We start from the raw sequence: 21,686 nt of genomic DNA on the forward strand, positions 1-21,686 counted from the left end.
AATCAGGACCGTTGCGGGGCAGCAATGCCATCAGAAAGCGTATTTGGTGCTCAGCATGAAGTTTCGCGGCTCGCCGTAGGAACCGCTGTAGAAGTTGCCATCCAGGGAGCTGATGTACTTCTTGTCCAACAGGTTGTTGAGCGTGGCGGTCGCGGACCATTGTGGCGTCAGTTGATAGCGGGCCATCAGGTTGACAGTGGCGTAGTCGCCCTGCTTGACCTTGGCGGGCTGGCTGAAGCGCCAGGAGTCCACCGTCAGGTTGATCGCGCTTTGCCAGTTCACCCCGCCGCCAAGGGTCAGGCGCTCCAGTTCGCCGGGCAGGCGGTAGGTGGTCCAGACCTTGACCAGGTCGGCGGGGATGCTGCTTTTGACGCGTTCGTGCTGCTCATCCTTGACCACACTGTGGCTGTAGCTGGCGGCAAGGTTCCAGTCGGGCAGCAGCTCGCCGCTGACTTCCATATCCACCCCCCGGGTCTTGGTTTTTTTCGCCGCATAGGCGGTCAGGGTGTCACTGCCGGCGACCATGCCATCGGCCACGGCGTCGTTCTCCAGGTCGACCTCGAACAAGGCAACAGAGGTGTTCAAGCGCCCACCGTAGTAGTCGCTCTTGAGGCCGATTTCGTAGTTGTTGCCCTCACGCGGGTCCAGCAGCCTGCCGCTCCTGTCACGGTAGGGCTGGGGTTTGAAAATGCTCGTGTAGCTGGCGTACAGCGAGTGGTTGGGCGTGAGGTCATAGACCACGCCCGCATATGGCGTGACCTCACCATTGACCCGCACGCTGTCGTCGGTGTTGAAGCGCACCATGTTCGCCACGTTGTAATGCAGCGAGGCGTCATACCGATAGTTGCTGACCCGTGCCCCGAGGATTACCGACAGCTCATCACTGGGTTTTAGGCGCGTGGCCAGGTAAACCCCGTTCTGCCACTGGTCGATGTTGTCGTCTTCGCGGTTGAAGTTGTAGGACGCATGCGGCGCATAGTTGTTCCAGCTGTAGATATTCACCGGCTTGCCGCTGACACCGTTGTTGCTGGTGCCGTCGGCCAGCAGGTTGCCGAAGCCGTTACGACGGTTTTCGTAGTCCTGGAAGTTGAAGCCAAATACCAGCTCATGCTCGCGCCCCATCAGCTGGAACGGGCCGGAAAACATGATATCCAGGCCTTTCTGTTCCTGGGTGTTGTCGCCCTTGGTGGCGGTATAGCTCAGGCCATTGCCGGTCTGGGCATTCACGAAGCCTGTGGTGGTGCCGACGATGATCGAGTCGTAGTCGCGGGTGCCATACATGGCATTGGCGGAGACTTTCAGGGTCCAGTCATAGGCCAGTTTCTGCTCGATGGAGGCGAAGGTGTTGACCGACTCCTGGCGGTTGCTGCTGTCACGGCTGGCCGGGTTGTCGGAGCGCGAGGTGTGCAGGCGCTTGCCATTGCTGTCCAGCAGCGGCAGGCCGGTGGTGGAAAAGCCCTTGGGGTCGTTATCGAGGTATTCCACGCCCGCCGTCAGCAGGGTGGTCTCACTCAAATCGGCTTCGACCACGCCATACACAATGGTCTTTTCCTGCTGCAAATGGTCGGTGAAGCTGTTGCCCTGCTGATACGCCGCTACCGCCCGGCCACGCAGGTTACCGGTTTCGGTCAAGGGCCCGGACACGTCCACTTCGCTGCGGTACAAGTCCCACGAACCCAGCCCGGCACTGACGTAGCCCTTGAACGTATCGGTCGGTTTCTTGCGGATCAGGTTCACCGTGCCGGACGGATCACCGGCGCCCGACATCAGGCCCGAAGCGCCACGCAGCACTTCAATCCGGTCGTAGATGGCCATGTCCGACAAGGCCTGGGGCAATGCCTGACTGAACGCGAAGGATGTGGTCGGCATGCCATCGTACTGATAGTTGTCGATGGCCAACCCACGGGAAAATACATACAAGCGGTCGCTGCCGGGGCTCTGTACGTTGATCCCCGGCGTCTGCTCCAGCACCTGGCCGATGCTGCGCAGGTTCTGGTCATCGATACGCTGGCGAGTGATCACGCTGACGGTCTGCGGGGTTTCGCGCAGCGAAAGGTTGAGCTTGGTCGCGGTCTGGGTCGACGCCACGGTGTAGGACCCCGTACCCTCGCTGGTAGTCCCCAGGCCGGAAATGGTGGTAGCGCCCAATTGCAGGGTGTCGCCCTGCACCGCCGGCACCAGGATGTAAGTGCCATTGCCCTGGCGCTGGGCCTGCAAGCCGCTGCCGGCGAGCAGGCGCGACAGGCCTTCCTCGACACTATAAGTACCGCTCAGGCCCGGCGTGGTCATGCCTTGGGTCTGCTCGCTGCTGAACGACAAAGTGACGTTGGCGGCCGTGGCAAACAGGCTTAACGCCGAGCCCAGGGCGCCCGGCTGGATCTGGTAGACCACCGGCAGGCTTTGCGCCATGGCCTGGGTTGGCGCCAGGTTCAGGGCCGAAAAGGCACCAAGGGCCAATGCCAGGTGCACCGCCTTGGCAAGCGGCCGGGCGGCCCGCAGAGAGAATCGTGACATGGGGGTTTCCTTCCGTTGGCAGAACATAGCAACAGTCGTAATCGCTGCTTTCGGTACATGGCCGAACGAAAATGAAAATCAGCAACCGCCAATGGGAATAATTCGCAAAAAAAAGCAGAGGTCGCTCAGGCAGGTTCCACCGTGACCCAGTAACGCGTCACGTAACGCACATTGACCGCGAGGGATTGGCGCAGGTTGTCAAGGACGGTGTCGGTGTCATCAATGCGAAACGCCCCGCTCAGGCGCAGGTCGGCAATCGCCGGCGCACAGCGCAGCACGCCGGCACGATAGCGCCCCAACTCGGCGAGGAAATCCGCCAGGCGCCAGTCCAGTACCGTCAACATCCCCTGGCTCCAGGCGCCTGCGCCTGCCGGGGCCGCAGTCATCGGGCCGACCTGCTGGCGATTGAAACCGGACTGTTGCCCGGCATCGAGGCGCAAGACCTGCGCGGGGTTATCCAGGGGACGCAACTCCACCGCCTGTTCGATCACACACACATCGGTGTGACCGGGCCCACAGCGCACGGTGAAACGCGTGCCCAGGGCGCGCACCGTACCCTGGGGTGTCTGCACCACAAACGGCCGGCCCAGGGCATCGCGGGCGGTCTGCACCAGAATCTCGCCACGGTGCAGATGGATCGCGCGCAGTTGCCCGCTGAAGACAATATCCATGGCGCTGTCAGTGTTCAGGTCGACCTGGCTGCCATCTGAAAGACGCAGATGGCGACGCTGGCCGGTAGCGGTGCGTTGATTGGCCATCAGCGCCTGGTAAGGCACGGTCTCGGTGGCCAGCCAACCGCTGCCGCCCACCGCCAGCAACACCGCAAGGATCTTCAACACCTCCCGGCGCCGGGCGCGCCCACCAGCGAGCGTGGGCAACGCCACATCCGCCGGCAGGCCGGCCCATTGGCTGTGCAGTTTTTCCACCCGGGCCCACGCCCGCGCATGCTGGGGACTTGCCTGCAGCCAGGTGCGCCAGGCCTGGCGGTCGGCATCGCAAGGGTTCGTCCCCTTGAGTTGCACGTACCAGGTGGCCGCGGCTTCCAGGGTCTGGATATCCAGGGCGGTGCTCATCAATCTTCCGTGAGCAGCAGGCAGCGGGTCATGGCGCGGATCAAGTGCTTTTTGACCGTGGTGACGGACACGCCGTAACGCTCGGCGGTCGCCACATAGTTCAAGCCTTCCAGCTGTACCGCGAGGAAAATCTGCCGGGTACGTTCGCCCAGGCCGTCGAGCAAGGTGTCCACCGCCACCAGGGTTTCAAAGATCAGCAGGCGGGTTTCCGGGGAAATCTCCAGGGGTTCCGGGCGCAGGGCCAGGGCCTCCAGATAAGCCTGTTCGAGCGCACGGCGGCGGAATTTGTCGATCATCAACGCCCGGGCGATGGCACTGAGGTAGGTCCGCGGCTCGCGAATCTGTGCCACGTCCCGGGAGGTCAACAGGCGCACGAAGGTGTCCTGCGCCAGGTCCGCGGCATCGCTGGCATTGCCCATGCGCGCGCGCAGCCAGGCTTTGAGCCAGCCATTGTGTTCGCTGTACAACACGTGCAGCGCAGCATGATCGGGAGCGGACATGGGCGGTAAAGACCAATAATTCAATTGATAATTAATCGCATTGTCTTGCCCGCACGGGATTTGCGCAAGATCGATTCTGTTACCCATCGGTTTTTGACGCTCTTGCATCCCCGCTGTTAGTGTCCGCCCTCCTTCCCCGCAGATATCTGCCAGGTGCGATTTATCGCAAAGCATCACCCCAGGGACAACAGATCATTCTCAAAATGAACGGAGTTCAGCGCGTGCTTTTCAACCTACGCTTGCAGCGCCTCACCAGCCTTTCGGTGATCGCCGCCGCCCTCAGCCTCGGCGCCTGCCACAGCACCAGCCCCCCCGACCTGCCGCCCGCCCCGGAGCTGGGCTCGGGTTATCGCACCGACATGAAAGTACGCCACGCCGAGCGCCATATGGCGGCGGCGGCCAACCCGCTGGCGGCCGAAGCCGGGCGCAAGATCTTGCGCCTGGGCGGCTCGGCAATCGATGCGGCCATCGCCATGCAAGCGGTGCTGACCCTGGTAGAGCCGCAGTCCTCGGGGATCGGCGGTGGCGCCTTTATCATGCTGTGGGATGGCAAGCAGGTACGGGCCTATGACGGCCGTGAAACCGCACCGGCCAGCGCCACGGCCGATATGCTGTTGAATGCCGACGGCACACCGATGGCCTTTGCCCAGGCGCAGATCGGTGGTCGTTCGGTTGCCACCCCCGGTGTGCTGCGCGCGCTGAAAATGGCCCACGAACACAGCGGTCGCCTGCCCTGGGCGCAGTTGTTTGCACCGGCGATCCAGTTGTCCGAACAAGGCTTTGCGATTTCTGCGCGCCTGCACAGCCTGATCGCCGCCGACCGCTACATCAGCCAGTCACCGGACATGGCGGCGTACTTCCTCAACGCCGACGGCAGCCCGAAAGCCACGGGCACGCTGTTGAAAAACCCGGCGCTGGCCAATGTATTCAAGCGTATCGCCAAGGAGGGGCCCGAGGCACTCTATAGCGGTCCAATCGCCGAGGAGATTGCACGCAAGGTCCAGGGCCATCACAACACTGGCCGCCTTGCGCTGAACGATCTCCAGGGCTACCGCGCCAAGGAACGCGCGCCGCTGTGTACCGACTACAAGCGCTGGCAAGTGTGCGGCATGCCGCCACCCTCTTCGGGCGGGGTGGCCATTGCGCAGATCCTCGGCACCTTGCAGGCCCTCGAAGCCCGCGACCCACGCTGGGCCCTGGCGCCGCTCAAGCCGGTGCAGACCGCAACAGCCGCCGGCCTGGAACCCGTACCCGAGGCCGTGCATTTGATTGCCGAGGCCGATCGCCTGGCCTATGCCGACCGCGCCCAATACATCGCCGACACCGACTTCGTCCCAGTGCCGGTCGCGGGGCTGGTCGCCCCCGGCTACCTGGCCAGCCGCGCCGCATTGGTGGGTGAGCGCAGCATGGGCGTGGCCACGCCCGGCCAACCGGCGGGGGTTCAGGTGGCCTACGCGCCGGATCGCTCGCCACTGCGTATTTCCACCTCGCAAGTGGTGGCCGTGGATGACCAGGGCGGCGCGGTGTCGATGACCACCACCATCGAAGCCGCGTTCGGTTCCCACGTGATGGTCCAGGGCTTCCTGCTGAACAATCAGATGACTGACTTTTCCTTTATCCCCGAGGAAAACGGCCAGCCGGTAGCCAACCGCATCGAGCCGGGCAAACGCCCCCGTTCGTCCATGGCGCCGACCCTGGTCTTCGACCGCCAAAGCGGCGAGCTGCTGGCCACGGTCGGCTCTCCCGGCGGATCGCAGATCATCGAATACGTGAGCAAATCCCTGGTGGGCATGCTCGACTGGAACCTCGACCCGCAAGCCGCTATCAGCCTGCCCAACTTCGGCAGCCGCAACGGCGCGACCGAGCTGGAGCAAGGGCTGTTCAGCGAGCAATTGAAGGCGGCGCTCAAGGCGCGAGGGCACACCTTGAGCGAGATCGAGATGACCAGCGGCACCCAGGCCATCGTGCGAGTACGTGATGCCCAGGGTAAGGCGACCTGGAGTGGTGGCGCGGATCCGCGGCGTGAGGGGGAAGCGTTGGGGGATTGACCCAGGGTTGTATCGCCTTTACGGGCCTCATCGCCGGCAAGCCGGCTCCTACAAGGTTAACGGCAGGATACGCCACACCCTGTAGAAGCCGGCTTGCCGGCGATGGCGGTTGAAGCTTAGCGACTGATCTTCAGCCCCTTGCGCACCCCATGCCGCTCCAGTGCCAGTTCGATCAGGCGGCTGACCAGTTCGCTGTAGCTCATCCCCGCCGCCTGCCACAACTTGGGGTACATGCTGATGCGGGTGAAGCCGGGCAGTGAGTTGACCTCGTTGATCAGGACTTCACCGTCCTCGCACAGAAACACATCGACCCGCGCCAGCCCGGCGCAGCCCAGCACTTCAAAGGCCTCAACGGCCAGGGCCCGAATGCGTTCGCTGGCTTGGGCGCTGATATCCGCCGGCACCAGTACTTGGGCGGCCTGGTCGTCGATGTATTTGCTGTCGTAGGAATAGAAGCCGTCACGTACCACGATCTCGCCACAGCCGCTGGCGATGGGACGCTCGTTGCCCAGCACCGCGCATTCGATTTCGCGGCCTTTGACGGCAGACTCCACCAACACTTTTTCATCGAAGCCCAGGGCCAGTTCAATTGCAGCCAGGTACTGGGCTTCGTCAGCCACCTTGCTCACGCCCACCGAGGAGCCTTGGTTGGCCGGTTTGACGAACAGCGGCAAACCGAGCTTTTGCCGGGCTTGGTCGAAGGTGGTGCGTGCCGCGTTGCCGCGGTTGAGGGTGATGAAGGGCGCCACCGCGATACCGGCATCGCGCAGCAGGCGCTTGCTGATGTCCTTGTCCATGCACACCGCCGAGCCCAGCACGTCGGACCCCACGAACGGCAGGTCCGCCATGCGCAGCAACCCCTGCAGGCAGCCGTCTTCGCCGAGGGTGCCATGGACGATGGGGAAGATCACATCGACATGTTCCAGCAAGCCCTGGCCCGAGGTTTCCACCAATTGCTGGCTGGCCTTGCCCGGCACCACCGCCAGTTCACGGTTGGACTGGTTGAGGGCGATCAGCGCCGGGTTTTCCTGGTTGAGCAGGAAGTTCGAGGTGTCATTGAGATGCCAGTGGCCGGCCTTGTCGATGCCGATCAGTACCGGCTCGAAGCGTGTGCGATCAAGGGCGTCGACGATGTTGCGGGCCGACTGCAAGGACACTTCATGCTCGGCCGAACGCCCGCCAAAAATAATACCCACCCGCAACTTGCTCATAGCCTGCCTCACATCGGAAATGTAGGGCTTATTACCACGAGCGGTCAGCAATTTGCCACCGTTGAAGCCGCGCACAATCGTACAAGACCCTGGCAGACAGCCGCCCCAGACTCAGTTAACGTAACTCCATCCGACATCTTTCGAAAAACATCCCATGGGCAAACCCACCGCAAACATCGACTGGCTGCACCGGGCGCCCCATGCCAGCGGGCTGGAGCGAATCGAGGCGTATTTCTCCGGGTTCGGCTTCGACCCTCATCGCCACGATACCTACGCCATCGGCCATACCCTGTTCGGTGTGCAGAGCTTTCATTATCGCGGCAGCCAGACTCACAGCCTGCCGGGCACGACCATGGTGATCCATCCGGATGAGGTCCACGATGGCTGGGCCGGCAGCGACGAGGGCTTCAAGTATCGGATGATTTATGTGGAGCCGGCGCAGATCCAGCAGATTCTCGGCGGCAAGCCGTTGCCGTTTATCCACAACGGGCTGTCCAACGACCCATGGCTGCACCGGGCCTGCCAGGCCTTTGTGCAGCAGCTCGACTGCCCGCTGGACCCAATGCAGGAGCAGGACGCGTTGTTCGACCTGGCCCATGCCCTGAACAACGCGTCGGGTATCAGCGTCAGCCGCAAGACGTTTGATTACCAGGCCGCCGAACGCGCCCGGGAATTTATCCACAGCGCCCTGGGGCGCAGCATCACCCTGGATGAAATGGCCGCGCACTGCGGGCGGGATCGCTGGGCCTTGTCGCGGGACTTTCGCCTGTTGTTCGGCACCAGTCCCTATCGCTACCTGACCATGCGCCGCCTCGACCTGGTGCGTAATCTGCTGGGCCAGGGCCAGTCACTGGTGGATGCAGCGCTGATCGCAGGCTTCACTGACCAGAGCCACATGACCCGACAGTTTCGCAGCACCTTTGGCATACCACCGTCGCGGTGGGTGAAGATGCTCGGCCGCTAAAACCCGATCAACGGTGGGCAACCTATGTGGCTTCGGCTAGCGCCTCCTGCCGTGGAGCTCGCAGCCGCATCGCCACCACCGCCCCGGCCAGGGCAATCCCCGCGCTCCACCACAATGCCAACTCGATGCCCTGGGCTTGACCCGCCCCCGTCGCCCCACCGGCATTGGCCAGCGACACCAGCACCGCCAACCCCAGCGCGCCGCCGATCTGCTGCGTGGTCGAGGCCATGCCCGCCGCCACACCCTGCTCCCCCGGTTTGACACCCAGGCCTGCGGCCACCCACATCGCGGTCCAGGTCATGCCCTGACCAAGGCTCAAGATAAAGATCCCAGGCAACAACCACCAGAATCCCGCGCCGGTGGGCAGCGCCAGGCACACCAGGGCAATCCCCAGCGCCCCCGCCAACTGGCCGCTGACCAGAGTGTTGCGCAAGCCGATTTTTACCAGCGCGCGCTCCGCCAGCCAGATCCCCAAAGTACACACCAACGTCGCCGGCAAGAACGCCAGCCCCGCCTGCAACACGCTGTAGCCGTAGACCTGCTGGTAGTACAGCGCGAGGAAGTAGTACTGCACGCCAAAGCTGCTCATAAACACCGCTGTCAGCACCATGGCCATGCGCAACTCGCGGTAGCCCAGCAGGCGCAGCGGCATCAATGGGTCGCGGCCACGGTGTTCAATCCAGGCGAACAGCCCAAGCAAGACCAGCGCCAGCAGCATGCAGCCCAGGGTCGCGGGCGCCGTCCAGCCCCACTCCGGCCCCTGCACCAGGGCGAACACCAGCAGCGTGCCGCCGACCGTGACGGTCAACGCACCGCTCAGATCGAAACTGCGGCCACGGCTGCGCTCACCGTCGGCCGGGATCCAGTAACGCGCCGCCAGGGCACAGCCACCTGCCAACGGCACGTTGACCAGAAACACCGCCTCCCAGCCCCACCACTGAGTCAGCACGCCACCCAGCAACGCCCCCAACGCCAGCCCGGCAGCGGATGCCGCGCTCCAGACCGCAAACGCCCGGTTGCGCTGCGGCCCTTCGGCGTAGTGGGTGTTGATCAAGGCCAGGGTCGCCGGAAACAACAGCGCGCCGCCCACCCCCTGCACCGCACGCGCCAGCACCAGCAGCAACGCGCTACCGCCCAGTACCGCCGCCAACGACGACAGCGCATACAACGACTGGCCCACCCGGTACAAACGGCGCTTGCCCAGCAAGTCCGTGGCCCGGCCTCCGAGCAATAGAAAACCGCCAAACGCCACCGTGTAGGCACTGACCACCCACTGCAATTGCTGGGCAGAAAAGCCCAGGTGGCTGCCGATCTGCGGCAAGGCAACAAACACGATAGTCGCGTCCAGGGCGATGATCAGTTGCGCAGTAGCCAGCAACATCAGCATCCAGCCCGAAGGACGACTTGAGGGAATGGCAGGCATCACAACATCCTGTGCAAAAAAAGAGTGCGGCCAGTGTCTTTCATGCCCAACAGATGATAAATAGCCATAACACTCTTTCAGTTATGACTTTAATCATGGACCTGAACGCCGTTCGCCTGCTGGTACGCGTCGCTGAAACCCGCAGTTTCACCCGCGCTGCTGCTGACCTGGGGCTCACGCAATCGGGCTTGTCCCGCGCTATCTCGCGCCTGGAAGCCGAGCTGGGCGTACGCCTGCTGCAACGCAACACCCGCAGCGTCAGCCTGACCCCGGATGGGCAAATGCTGTATGAACGCAGCGCACCGTTGCTGGCCGAGCTGGCCGAAGCCGAAAAGCTCATGCTCGATCGGCGCTGCACACCTTCCGGTTTGCTGAAAATCAGCACCCCGTCGTTGTTCGGGCGCAAGGTGGTGATGCCCGTGATCGGGGAGCTGACCTTGCGCTACCCCGAGTTGCGCATCGAAGCGGTGATGACCGACCGCCTGGTGGATATTGTCGACGAGGGTTTCGATGCATTGCTGCGCACCGGCGAGATCCAGGACCAGCGCCTGATTGCCCGCGCCTTGACGCCCTTGCGCTGGGTAACCGTCGCCTCCCCCACCTACCTGGCCCGCTTTGGCACGCCGCAAACCGTCGAAGAACTGCGCGACCACAACTGCCTCACGGTGCGCAACCTGCGCAGCGGGCGGATGGTGGACTGGCAGTTCATGCTCGACGGCAAGGTGCGCGATGTGAATGTGGAGGGGCGGTTGATTTTCGATCTTGGCGATGCCCTGGTGGACGGTGCGGTGGGCGGCTTCGGAATTGCCCAGGTGATGGATTTTGCCGTGCGCGACGACCTCGCCGCCGGGCGCCTGGTGCCATTGCTGCAGGACTTTGCGGGGCGCAGCCGCGCAATTTCCCTGGTGTATCCACCGTCACGCCAGTATTCGCCGAAGTTGATCGCCTTTGCCGATGCCTTGGCACAGGCGCAATGGTAAGCAGAACTTGAACCCGGCGCCCCGAGTGTGAGAAGAAAGGATGCGCTATCGCCACCGCGAGGTTTTCCACGGATGAACCTGACATTGACGCCCCCCCAGTGGGATGACGTGAACGAGCTGCTGGCGTTCGAGCTGGCCAATCGGGCCTTTTTCGAACGTTGGATCAATGCCCGGCCCGAGGCGTACTACAACGTCGAAGGGGTACAGCGCGCCATCGAAAACGCACTGCTGGAGGCCAGTGAAGACCGCGCCTATCAGTACCTGATCCGCGAAAACGGCGTGCTGGTGGGGCGCATCAACTTTACCCAGGTGCGCCGCCGCTACTATCACTCGGCGTCCCTGGGCTATCGCATGGGGGCCGAGTTCACCGGCCGCGGCCTGGCAAGGCAGGCCGTGGCACTGGGCCTGCAGAAAGCCTTTGGCGAGCACGCCCTCAAGCGCATCGAAGCCACTGTACGCCCAGAGAACCCGGGCTCGCTGCGGGTGTTGCAGCGCAGCGGCTTTACCCAGTACGGGCATTCACGCAAGGCGTTCCTGCTCGATGGGCAGTGGTTCGACCTGCTGCTGTTCGAGGTGCATGCCCCGGCCTTGAGCCAGGCATCTAGGTAGATAACTGATTGGCAAACTGGCCAACCGCACTCACCACTTTCTGCGCGCCGTCCTGGATCTCGACGATCACCGTGCCCGCCTCTGCCGCCAGGGACAATCCCTGCTCGGCCTGCAACCGGCCATCGGTCATCAGCGCCACGGCATCGCGGGCCATGTCCTGGTTCTGACGCACCACGCCGACGATTTCTTCAGTGGCTTTGCTGGTACGCGAGGCCAACTGCCGCACTTCATCGGCCACCACCGCAAACCCGCGCCCCTGCTCGCCGGCACGGGCGGCCTCAATGGCGGCGTTGAGCGCCAGCAGGTTGGTTTGCTCGGCAATCGCGCTGATGGTCTTGACGATGCTGCCAATCACCTGGGACTGGGCATTGAGCGCCTCGATGCCCTCGCCGGCCTGTTCCATGTGCTTGGCTAGGTCACGCATCACCTCCACCGCCTGGGTGACCACGGCGGTACCGCGCTGGGCGCTGCTGTCGGTGTGCAACGAGGTGCTGTAGGCAATGTTGGCGGCCTCGGCCACCGCGCGTTCCTGATTGATCTGGTCGGTGATCACCGTGGCGAACTTGACCACTTTGTACAGTCGGTCGTTGGCATCCAGCACCGGGTTGTAGGACGCTTCCAGCCAGACTTCGCGGCCATGGGCATCAACGCGCTTGAAGCGCCCGGCGACAAATTCACCACTGTTCAAGCGTTTCCAGAACGCCTGGTACTCGGCGCTGTTGTAATCCTGGGGCTCACAGAACATGCGGTGATGCTTGCCCTGGATCTGCGCCAGGCTGTAACCCATGCCCTGCAGGAAGCGCTCGTTGGCGCCCAGCACATTGCCATTGAGGTCAAACTCGATCACCGCCGTGGAACGCACCAGCGCAGTGATCAGGTTTTCGTGCTCGCGCGACGCCTCGATGGTGCGGGTCAGGTCGCTGGAGTACACCGAAAACCGCTTGATGCGCCCATCCGCGCCCCGCACCGGCTGCACGATGGAGCGCAACCACGCTTCCTTGCCATTGCCGCGCAGCAGGCGCACGGTGCCGGCAAAATGTTCGCCACGGCTCAAGGCGTTGTTGAAGCGCTGCTGGAACTCGTCGCGTTTCACATGCTCGGGCACAAACCCATGGATGGCATGGCCCAGCAGGTCGCTGGACTTGTAGAGCATTTCTTCGAGAAAGTTCTGGTTGACCGACTCGATCCGGCCCTCGGGGTCGAGGCTCAGGGCCAGCATCTCGCTCTCCAGGCTTTCCTTGACCTGCTGCAGGCTGGACAGTTCTTCGCGAAGAGCGGACAGCTCCTGCTTCAAGCGGGTATTGAACATAGGAACACCGGAGGGCAGTCAATAGTGGATTGTCTAACCATCGGCGCATCCAGCATTTTCTGAAGAGTGCTTGAGGCCCTGACTCAACTATTTTTTCAGCACCTCAACTGCCGTTGTTCCGGCACAATCCCATGACCTGATATTCAAGGGTCTTGAGCTGGCCGCTGGAGTCTTCATACGTCATGCGCGAGGGCACCACTTTGCAGCTACGGACCGGCGGCGTGACGCTCACCACCCGGGCGATATCCAGCTTCATCCCATACCGATAGGCCTGCACCTCAGGCGCCGGCTTGCCCTGGTTGGCAGCGTAGCGAGCCATGGCCTGCTGGTTGTTTTCCATCATTTGCGCGATGGCGCGATCCCCGCCCCCTTCGGCCATCGCCCCCATGGACAGAGCAAAAACCACTACACCCAGGGCTCGTGTTAAACGCTTCATTAAAGTGTCCTCGTCTGATTTCAAGTCGTTGAAAGTTCAGGCTCGAGGGTAACCAACACTTCCTGTCAGCAGCTTCACGGGCGCATTACGTATCCGTAATAGATCGCTGAACTGGCAAAATTGTAATGCGCGTGCCACCTCCGCGTTATCCGCTGTTTGCAACTATGAGCCGGGCTCCCCGCATCAGGGATAGCTCTCCAATAAGAACGCCCAAGGCGACTAAAAAAGCTCATAGCTGCCAACACCGAGGAGCGATACATGCGCACTAACCGCACACTTTCCCTTTCCATCATCGCGGCACTGGCCAGCGCTACACCGCTGGCGGGCATGGCCGCCGAAGACAAACCCGAGGGCTTTATCGAAGGCAGTACGCTGAACGTGCTGGCGCGCAACTTTTACTTCAACCGCGATGACCGCAAGGGCCAGTCCAGCCCGACCGGCAATGGCTATTCAGAAGCGTGGGCCCAGGGCCTGATCGGCAAGTTCGAGTCCGGGTTCACCCAGGGCACCGTGGGGTTTGGCCTGGATGCGTTCGCGATGTACGGTCTCAAGCTCGATTCCGGCACCGGGCGCAGCGGCGGCAAGGGCTCATTCGGCATGCTGCCGGTGGACAGCGGCAACCGCCCCGAAGACGACTACAGCAAACTCGGCGGCGCGGTAAAAATGCGCCTGCTCGATACAGTGGTCAAAGTCGGCGACGTCTTCCCGCAAACCCCGGTGGTGCACTACGGTGACTCACGCCTGCTGCCGGAAAGCTTTCGGGGCGTGACCCTGGAAAACACCAGCCTGGAAGGCCTGACCCTGCAAGGTGGGCGCCTGCACGCCATGAGCCAGCCCACCCAAAGCGGCATGCGCGAGGGCTTTGCGACGTTTTACGCAGGTAATGTGAATGCACCCTGGGTCGGCTACTTCGGCGGCGACTACCAGGCCACTGAACATTGGAGCCTGAGCCTGTACAGCAGCCGCCTCAAGGACGCATGGGACCAGTACTACTTCGGTACAGCGGTCAATTTTCCGCTGACCGAAGAGGTGGCGATGTTTGCCGGCTTCAACTATTACAACGCCCAGGACGAGGGCAAGCGATTGCTGGGCGAGCTCAACAACAATATCTGGAGCGCCAAGCTTGGGGTGAAGGTCGGTGCCCATCGCCTGGCCCTGTCCCACCAGCGCAACAATGGCAACAACGACTTCGATTACCTGCGCCAGTCAGACTCGATCTTCCTCGACAACTCGATCCAGTACAGCGACTTCAACTCGCCCAAGGAGCGCTCGTGGGCGCTGCGTTATGACCTAGACATGCAGACCCTGGGCATCCCCGGCCTGTCGTTCATGACCCGCTATGGCAAGGGCACGGGCGCTGACTACAGCAACGCCAACTCGGTGTACATGCGCCGCGACGCCTTGGGTGACCCGCTCACCAACCAGCGCCGCTGGGAGCGCGATATCGAGGCCAAGTACGTGTTTCAGGGTGGCAGCCTGAAAGATCTGTCGATACGCATTCGCCAGGCGACGGTACGCTCGAGTGCCTTTGAGTCAGACCTGGAAGAATTCCGGCTGATCATGGAATACCCGCTGGCCATCCTCTGATGACACTCAACGGCAAGTGCTTACATTCACTTGCCGTTGACTAGCACTTCTTCACAATTTGCAGCCTGTCAGAACTGTAATATGCGCCTCACGTTCTCGTTAAGTTGCACTTCATATACTGCCTGCATCGACCGACCGCGAACTAACGGCACGGGTCTTTTGCGGAGAACGTTCATGAAGCCACTGCACATTTTATTCATCGCTGTCATCAGCGCGGCATCCAGCGCTGCCCTGGCCGACGACGGCGGTGAGCGATCCCGCCAGTTGCTGGTCGAGTTTCGCCAGCAACAGCAACAGATCCACGGCAGCCAAGCCGTGACCGAGCAAACACCAGCCCCCTCGGATACGCCGGCCCCAAAGGCCACCTGAGCGGCGCACCCTGTGCACATTCATCTCTTGAAGCTTTTTTTGTGGAGCTCCTTTGGAAGGAGATGAATTTTTAGCGCCCTCACGGGCGCTTTTTTTTGCCCGCTCGATATCATCCAACGCCGCCCTTGACCCTGAAGCTACTTCAAGGCTCAGAATTTTCCTACTTTTGGGACTACAGCCCTACTCGGTGTAGCTCCCGTCGCCTGTTTGCTTATCAGTAAGAGGTCAATCTGCATGCGTATCCTTGTGGTTGAGGACGAACCAAAAACTGCCGACTACTTGCATCAAGGCTTGAGCGAGAGTGGTTATGTCGTCGATCGTGCCGCCAGCGGCATCGACGGCCTGCACCTGGCCGGGCAGCAGCGCTATGAACTGGTGATCCTGGACGTCAACCTGCCGGGCAAGGACGGCTGGCAGGTACTCGAACAACTGCGCCGGGACAGCACCCTGCGGGTGATGATGCTCACCGCCCGCGGCCGTCTGGCCGACAAGATCAAGGGCCTGGACCTGGGCGCCGATGATTACCTGGTCAAACCCTTCGAGTTTCCCGAGTTGCTGGCCAGGGTGCGCTCGTTGCTGCGGCGCAGTGAGCCAATTGCGATGCCGGAGATCTTCCGCGTCGCGGACCTGGAGCTGGACCCGCGTCGCCATCGCGCCTACCGGGGCACGCGGCGCATTGACCTGACCACCAAAGAGTTCGCGCTGTTGCAGGTATTGATGCGCCAGAGTGGCGAGGTGCTGACGCGCACGCAGCTCATTTCCCTGGTGTGGGACATGAACTTCGACTGCGACACCAACGTGGTGGAGGTGTCGATCAGCCGGCTGCGGGCCAAGGTCGATGACCAGAGCGAGGTCAAGCTGATCCATACCATTCGTGGCGTGGGTTACGTGCTGGAAGTACGCCAATGAGATCCGGCAGTCTATCCATGCGCCTGGGGCTCACCGTCAGCCTGATGGGCGCGGGCCTGGTGGTGTTGCTGGCGAGCCTGGCGTACCTGGCCCTCACCCACGAGCTGGAAAACCTCGCGCGCAAGGGCCTGGAAAGCAAGATGGAGCAGATCCAGCACAGCCTGCTCCAGGACCTCAACACCCGCGACATCAGCGCCCGGCCCCATTCACTGCTGGACCTGGTGATGGGCCATGACAACTTCTACCTGACCATCATCGGCCCGGCGCCCGCCAACGCGGTGCTGCTGAGCGTCGGCGCCAGGCCCCAGGAACCGTTGCTGCTGGACTTTGCCGCCGGGCAAACCCTGGGTTTTCTCAACTGGACCGATGGCCGCGACAACCAGATCCTCAGCGCGTCGAGCCTGATGCGCCTGCACACCGGGGAAAACGTAAGGGTGTTGCTGTCCCTGGACCGTTCCGACGATCAGGCATTGCTCAGTGCCTACCTGCAATCCACGGTCATCGCCCTGCCGATGCTGCTGATCCTGATTGGCATGGGCGCCTGGTGGCTGGTGCAGCGCGGGCTCGCGCCGTTGCAGCAATTCAGCCGCGTCACCGGCAAAGTCACCACCCAGGACCTGAGCCATCGCCTGTCCGTCGAGAACCTGCCCAGGGAACTCAGCGAACTGGCCCGGGGCATCAACGTGATGCTCGATCGGCTGGACGCTGGCGTGCAGCAGTTGTCGCAATTTTCCGACGACCTGGCCCACGAACTGCGCGCGCCCCTGACCAACCTGATGGGCAAGGCCCAGGTCACGCTGTCCCGCGCCCGGGCGCCGCACGAGTACAAGTCGGCGCTGGAGTCCAGCACCGAAGAGCTGGACCGCCTGGCCCGGATTGTCGCCGACATGCTGTTTCTGGCGCAGGTCAGCCATCCGGCGGCGCGGGCTTCGTTTACCACGGTGAACCTGCGGGATGAAACGCTGCGGGTCATGGAGCTGTTTGCCTTGAGCGCCGAAGACAAAGGGTTGAAGTTGACCCAGGCCGGCGACGCCTGGGTCCAGGGGGATCGGTTGATGATTCAGCGGGCCATTTCCAACCTGCTGTCCAACGCGATCCGCCACAGCCCGCACGGCTCGCGTATCGCCCTGCAGGTCGACAGCCACGAGCAGCGCATATCGCTGGCCGTGAGCAACCCGGGCCCGGGGATTGAAGCGCAACACCTGCCCCACCTGTTCGAGCGTTTCTACCGCGCCGACAACAGCCGCGCCCGCTCCGAAGGTGGCACCGGGTTGGGGCTGGCGATCGTGCGTTCGATCATGAGCCTGCACCAGGGCCAGGCCGAGGCCAGCAGTGTGCCGGGCGAGGTGACCCTGTTCCGGCTGATATTTCCCAACCGCCCGACCACCCCACAAGTCCCCTAGCGCCCCCGCGATCAAGACGCTGCCTGCTCTTCATCGCGGCGATGGGCCCAGTGGTAAAGCGCAGGCAATACCAGCAACGTCAGCAGCGTCGAAGAAATAATCCCGCCAATCACCACCGTCGCCAGCGGCCGCTGCACTTCGGCGCCGGTGCCGGTGGCCAGGGCCATGGGGATAAACCCGAGGGACGCGACCAACGCGGTCATCAACACCGGGCGCAAGCGGGTCAGCGCGCCTTCGTTGATCGCCACCGACAGCGAGCGCCCTTCCTCACGCAGGTTGCGGATAAACGCGATCATCACCAGGCCATTGAGCACCGCCACCCCCGACAGCGCGATAAAACCCACCCCGGCGGAAATCGACAACGGAATATCCCGCAGCCACAGCGCCATGATCCCGCCGGTCAACGCGAAGGGAATCCCGGTGAACACCAGCAGCCCATCCTTGAGGTTGTTGAACATCATGAACAGCAATCCGAACACCAGCAGCAACGCCACCGGTACCACCACCCGCAAGCGCTCGGACGCTTCCTTGAGTTGCTCGAACTGGCCGCCCCAGGTAGTCCAGTAGCCGGCAGGGATTTTCACCTGCTCTGCCATCACTCGTTCGGCTTCTGCGACAAACGAGCCAATATCCCGCCCGCGCACGTTGGCGCTGACGATCACCAGGCGCTTGCCGTTTTCGCGGCTGATCTGGTTCGGGCCCAGTACCAGGTCCAGGCTGGCCACTTGCGACAAGGCGATAAAGCCCAGTTGCCCCGTGGTATTGCCGGCCAGCGCCGGGATCGGGATCAACAGCCGCGACAAGCCCTCGATATCGGTACGCAGGGTTTCCGACAAGCGCACCACCATGTCAAAGCGTCGGTCGCCTTCATACATCGTGCCGGCCTGGCGTCCACCCACGGCCACCGCGATGGTGTCTTGCACGTCGCCCACGTTCAGGCCAAAGCGCGCGGCCTTGTCGCGGTCGATATTGATGGTCAGCACCGGCAGGCCGGAGGTCTGTTCCACCTTCACTTCCGAGGCGCCATTGAGCTTCTGAAGGGTTTCGGCAATTTCCCCGGCGGTCTTGTTCAGCACGTCCCGGTCATCGCCAAACACCTTCACCGCCACGTCACTGCGCACCCCGGAAATCAGCTCGTTGAAGCGCAACTGGATCGGTTGCGACAACTCGTACTGGCTGCCCGGCACAATCGCACTGGCGCGCTGGATATCGGCGATCAAGGCCTCGCGGGATTTTTTCGGGTCCGGCCACTGGTCCTTGGGCTTGAGCATCAGGTAGCTGTCGGAAATGTTCGGCGGCATCGGGTCGGAGGCGATTTCTGCGGTGCCGGTGCGGGCAAATACCCGCTGGATTTCCGGCACCTGTTCCATCAAGGTTTTCTCCAGTTGCTGCTGCATCTGCACCGACTGCGTGAGGCTGGTACCCGGCACGCGCAAGGCTTGCTGGGCGAAGTCACCTTCACTGAGGCTGGGGATAAACTCGCTGCCCATGCGACTGGCCACGGCGCCAGACACCACGATGGTCAACAGCGCCAGGCCAAACGCCCAGGTACGGTGCGCCATCACCCAATCCAGCACCGGTGCATAACCCCGGCGCGCATTGCGCATCACCCAGTTTTCGTCTTCCTTGACCTTGCCGGTGACGAACAGCGCAATCGCCGCCGGGACAAAGGTCACCGACAAAATCATCGCGCCCAGCAAGGCCATGACCACGGTGAATGCCATGGGGTGGAACATTTTCCCGGCAACGCCCGTCAGGGCGAAGATCGGCAGGTACACCACCATGATGATCAGTTGCCCGAAGATCAGCGCGCGGCGCGCTTCCTTGGCGGCGGCGAACACTTCGTGCAGGCGTTCGCTGCGGGTCAGCAGGCGGCCATGGCGTTGCTGCGCATGGGCCAGGCGGCGGATGGCGTTCTCGACGATCACCACCGCACCATCGACGATAATCCCGAAGTCCAGCGCGCCCAGGCTCATCAGGTTGGCGCTGACTTTGTTGGTGAACATCCCGGTAAACGTGAACAACATGGCCAGCGGGATCACCATCGCGGTAATCAACGCCGCGCGGATGTTGCCGAGGAACAAAAACAGAATCACGATGACCAGCAGCGCGCCTTCGAAGAGGTTTTTCTTCACCGTGGCGATGGCTTTTTCCACCAGGTTGGTGCGGTCGTAGACCGTGACCGCGACCACGCCTTCGGGCAGCGAGCGGTTGATCTCTTCGAGTTTTTTCGCCACCGCCTGGGACACGGTGCGGCTGTTTTCGCCGATCAACATGAACACCGTGCCAAGCACCACCTCGCGACCATTTTCGGTGGCCGCGCCGGTACGCAACTCACGGCCGATATCGACCTGAGCCACATTGCGCACGCGGATCGGCGTGCCGTCCACGGTGTTGATCACGATATTGGCGATGTCGTCGATGGACGCCACCTGACCCGGCGCGCGAATCAGCAACTGCTCGCCGCTGCGCTCGATATAACCGGCGCCGACGTTGGCGTTGTTACGCTCAAGCGCCGTCACCAGGTCACTCAGGGTCAGGTTGTAGGCCGCCAGGCGCTTGGGGTCCGGGGCGATCTGGTATTCCTTGGCAAAGCCGCCGATGGTATTGATCTCGGCCACGCCGGGCACGTTGCGCAACTGCGGCTTGATGATCCAGTCCTGGATCACCCGCAAGTCCGTCGGGGTGTAGGCCGAGCCGTCTTCCTTGCGCGCGCCGTCTTGCGCCTCCACGGTCCACAGGAAAATTTCCCCCAGGCCCGTGGAAATCGGCCCCATCGCTGTTTCAATGCCGTCCGGCAGTTGCTCGCGGGCCACTTGCAGGCGCTCGTTGACCAGTTGGCGGGCGAAGAACAGGTCGGTGCCGTCCTTGAAGATCACCGTGACCTGGGACAAGCCCGAGCGCGACAGCGAGCGGGTCTGCTGCAAGCCCGGCAGGCCGGCCATGGCGGTTTCGATGGGGAAGGTGATGCGCTGCTCGGTCTCCAGCGGAGAGAAGCCGGCCGCCGCCGAGTTGATCTGCACCTGGACGTTGGTGATGTCCGGTACTGCGTCGATCGGCAGTTTCTGGTAGCTGGCGATGCCGACACCGGCCATCAACAACACCGCCAGCAGCACGATGATGCGCTGCTCGATGGCAAATTGAATCAGACGTTCAAACATGGGGAATCACTCGCAGGATCAATGGGCGTGCTCGGCCGAGGCCTTGCCCAGCTCGGACTTGAGGACGAAGCTGCCAACGGTCGCCACCTGGGCGCCGGCCTCCAGGCCCTGGCGCACTTCGACAAAGCCGTTTTCGCTGACACCCAGTTCAACGTGGCGGGTGACAAAGCCTTCGGCAGTGCGCACAAACAGCGAGGGTTTGTCTTCCACGGTCTGGATCGCATCCACCGGCACGCTGACCGCTGCCAAGTAGCTATCCGTCGCCACCTGCACCGCCACGAACAACCCGGGGCGCCAGGAGTCGTCGGGGTTGGCCACGGTGACCCGCACCGTCGCGGTACGCGTCTGCTCGCCCAGCAGGTTGCCGACATAGGCCACGGTGCCCATCACGTCGGTGCCCATTTCCGTGGAGCTGACCTTCACCGGCCGGCCCACCTGGACCTTGTTCAAGTCCTTGGGAAACACGCCAAAGGTGACCCACACCTGGGACAGGTCCGACAGGGTGAAGGCGGCACTGGTCTCACTCACCACCTCGCCGACGCCCAGGTGTTTTTCCACCACCACGCCAGCAAACGGCGCACGCAATTCATAGCGATTGCCGCCGGCCAGGACCGTGCTGCCACTCAGGGCGTTCATTTTTTGCCGCGCGTTGTTCAGGGCGATCTCGGCTTCTTGCAGGGTCTGGCGTGCCAGCAGGTAATCCTGTTCGGCAGAGATCTTGTCCTGCCATAACTGACGCTCGCGCTGGAACGTAGTGCGCGCCAGTTCGACCCGGCGTTCGCTGGCCGCCAGCTCGCTGCGCTGATCGGAAATCTGCTGGCTGGCGATCACGGCCAACAGCTCACCCTGCTTGACCTTCTGGCCCAGGTTGACCTTGACCGACTCCACCACACCCGCGGCACGGGGCACGATATGGGAGGTGCGGTCTTCGTCGAAGCGCACCTCGCCCGGTAGCGACAGCAGTGTGCTGATCTGCCGGGGCTGGGCCTTGGCCAATTGAATGCCGGCAGCCTGGATCTGCTGCTCGTTGAGCACCAGCACACCCTCTTCCTCTTCTTCCTCCGGCGCTTCGACGCTTGCGACCGGTGCCTGGGGCGCCACGCTGGTGGCCGGCCAAAACACCATCACCCCGAGGGCAATGGCCACTGCGACGGCCAAAGCCAGGCCTTGTTGTTTGTTCATGGGGAACT

17 protein-coding genes and 1 pseudogene are annotated in these 21,686 nt (G+C 62.7%); 8 read left to right on the forward strand and 10 right to left on the reverse strand.

Annotated features, from left to right (window positions below):
- Positions 1 to 30: 30 nt before the first annotated feature.
- The 3 genes from HBO12_RS20345 to HBO12_RS20355 all read right to left on the reverse strand — a co-directional run bounded on the left by HBO12_RS20345 (position 31) and on the right by HBO12_RS20355 (position 4,087).
- The gene (locus HBO12_RS20345) at positions 31 to 2,514 is read right to left on the reverse strand and encodes a TonB-dependent siderophore receptor (RefSeq protein ID WP_262377043.1); all 2,484 of its coding nucleotides are present in this window, start codon (positions 2,512 to 2,514) and stop codon (positions 31 to 33) included.
- A gap of 125 nt (positions 2,515 to 2,639) precedes the next feature.
- Positions 2,640 to 3,587, reverse strand: a complete 948-nt coding sequence (locus HBO12_RS20350) for a FecR domain-containing protein (RefSeq protein ID WP_169954830.1) — start codon at positions 3,585 to 3,587, stop codon at positions 2,640 to 2,642.
- Positions 3,587 to 4,087, reverse strand: coding sequence for a sigma-70 family RNA polymerase sigma factor (locus HBO12_RS20355; protein ID WP_169954829.1), 501 nt, complete (start codon positions 4,085 to 4,087; stop codon positions 3,587 to 3,589). The genes HBO12_RS20350 and HBO12_RS20355 overlap by 1 nt, the downstream gene beginning before the upstream one ends.
- Before the next feature lie 203 nt (positions 4,088 to 4,290).
- Between HBO12_RS20355 and ggt the strand changes: the two genes are divergently transcribed.
- On the forward strand, positions 4,291 to 6,135 hold the full coding sequence (ggt, locus tag HBO12_RS20360) for a gamma-glutamyltransferase (RefSeq protein WP_170043049.1): 1,845 nt from the start codon (positions 4,291 to 4,293) through the stop codon (positions 6,133 to 6,135).
- A gap of 116 nt (positions 6,136 to 6,251) precedes the next feature.
- On the opposite strand, the gene ddlA is transcribed toward ggt, so the two are convergent.
- Entirely contained in the window at positions 6,252 to 7,346 is a 1,095-nt protein-coding gene (ddlA, locus tag HBO12_RS20365) for a D-alanine--D-alanine ligase (protein WP_170043050.1), read from the reverse strand.
- A gap of 154 nt (positions 7,347 to 7,500) precedes the next feature.
- Between ddlA and HBO12_RS20370 the strand changes: the two genes are divergently transcribed.
- Positions 7,501 to 8,310 (forward strand): AraC family transcriptional regulator, encoded by an 810-nt coding sequence (locus HBO12_RS20370; RefSeq protein WP_169954826.1) that lies wholly within the window; start codon positions 7,501 to 7,503, stop codon positions 8,308 to 8,310.
- Between the two features lie 22 nt (positions 8,311 to 8,332).
- Here the strand turns inward: HBO12_RS20370 and HBO12_RS20375 are convergent, their stop codons facing one another.
- Positions 8,333 to 9,697, reverse strand: coding sequence for an MFS transporter (locus HBO12_RS20375; protein ID WP_432755736.1), 1,365 nt, complete (start codon positions 9,695 to 9,697; stop codon positions 8,333 to 8,335).
- Between the two features lie 131 nt (positions 9,698 to 9,828).
- Here HBO12_RS20375 and HBO12_RS20380 point away from each other — a divergent pair, with 131 nt between their 5' ends.
- Together HBO12_RS20380 and HBO12_RS20385 are read left to right on the forward strand one after the other, a co-directional pair.
- The gene (locus HBO12_RS20380) at positions 9,829 to 10,713 is read left to right on the forward strand and encodes a LysR family transcriptional regulator (RefSeq protein WP_170043052.1); all 885 of its coding nucleotides are present in this window, start codon (positions 9,829 to 9,831) and stop codon (positions 10,711 to 10,713) included.
- Between the two features lie 72 nt (positions 10,714 to 10,785).
- The gene (locus tag HBO12_RS20385; protein WP_170043053.1) at positions 10,786 to 11,322 is read left to right on the forward strand and encodes a GNAT family N-acetyltransferase; all 537 of its coding nucleotides are present in this window, start codon (positions 10,786 to 10,788) and stop codon (positions 11,320 to 11,322) included.
- Here HBO12_RS20385 and HBO12_RS28810 read toward each other — a convergent pair.
- The 3 genes and pseudogenes from HBO12_RS28810 to HBO12_RS20395 all read right to left on the reverse strand — a co-directional run bounded on the left by HBO12_RS28810 (position 11,315) and on the right by HBO12_RS20395 (position 13,067).
- A complete protein-coding gene (locus tag HBO12_RS28810) occupies positions 11,315 to 11,746 on the reverse strand; it encodes a methyl-accepting chemotaxis protein (protein ID WP_463671619.1) in 432 nt (143 codons plus the stop codon). The two genes, HBO12_RS20385 and HBO12_RS28810, sit on opposite strands and share 8 nt — an antisense overlap.
- Before the next feature lie 108 nt (positions 11,747 to 11,854).
- Positions 11,855 to 12,631: pseudogene (locus tag HBO12_RS28815) on the reverse strand (PAS domain-containing protein); the annotation flags it as partial.
- A 103-nt stretch (positions 12,632 to 12,734) separates the two neighbouring features.
- A complete protein-coding gene (locus HBO12_RS20395) occupies positions 12,735 to 13,067 on the reverse strand; it encodes a DUF2790 domain-containing protein (RefSeq protein ID WP_169954821.1) in 333 nt (110 codons plus the stop codon).
- Positions 13,068 to 13,325: 258 nt separating this feature from the next.
- Between HBO12_RS20395 and HBO12_RS20400 the strand changes: the two genes are divergently transcribed.
- From HBO12_RS20400 to HBO12_RS20415, 4 genes are all read left to right on the forward strand, one after another.
- Positions 13,326 to 14,654, forward strand: coding sequence for an OprD family porin (locus HBO12_RS20400; RefSeq protein ID WP_170043054.1), 1,329 nt, complete (start codon positions 13,326 to 13,328; stop codon positions 14,652 to 14,654).
- A 174-nt stretch (positions 14,655 to 14,828) separates the two neighbouring features.
- Positions 14,829 to 15,023, forward strand: a complete 195-nt coding sequence (locus HBO12_RS20405; RefSeq protein WP_170043055.1) for a hypothetical protein — start codon at positions 14,829 to 14,831, stop codon at positions 15,021 to 15,023.
- 234 nt (positions 15,024 to 15,257) lie between these two features.
- Entirely contained in the window at positions 15,258 to 15,932 is a 675-nt protein-coding gene (locus HBO12_RS20410; RefSeq protein WP_169954818.1) for a heavy metal response regulator transcription factor, read from the forward strand.
- A complete protein-coding gene (locus HBO12_RS20415; RefSeq protein WP_170043056.1) occupies positions 15,929 to 17,335 on the forward strand; it encodes a heavy metal sensor histidine kinase in 1,407 nt (468 codons plus the stop codon). The genes HBO12_RS20410 and HBO12_RS20415 overlap by 4 nt, the downstream gene beginning before the upstream one ends.
- Before the next feature lie 11 nt (positions 17,336 to 17,346).
- Here the strand turns inward: HBO12_RS20415 and HBO12_RS20420 are convergent, their stop codons facing one another.
- Together HBO12_RS20420 and HBO12_RS20425 are read right to left on the reverse strand one after the other, a co-directional pair.
- Positions 17,347 to 20,496, reverse strand: a complete 3,150-nt coding sequence (locus HBO12_RS20420; RefSeq protein ID WP_169954816.1) for a CusA/CzcA family heavy metal efflux RND transporter — start codon at positions 20,494 to 20,496, stop codon at positions 17,347 to 17,349.
- 18 nt (positions 20,497 to 20,514) lie between these two features.
- Positions 20,515 to 21,678, reverse strand: a complete 1,164-nt coding sequence (locus tag HBO12_RS20425; protein WP_170043057.1) for an efflux RND transporter periplasmic adaptor subunit — start codon at positions 21,676 to 21,678, stop codon at positions 20,515 to 20,517.
- Positions 21,679 to 21,686: the final 8 nt, after the last annotated feature.

The organism is Pseudomonas sp. WS 5059 (assembly GCF_012985525.1).
Classification (GTDB): Bacteria; Pseudomonadota; Gammaproteobacteria; order Pseudomonadales; family Pseudomonadaceae; genus Aquipseudomonas.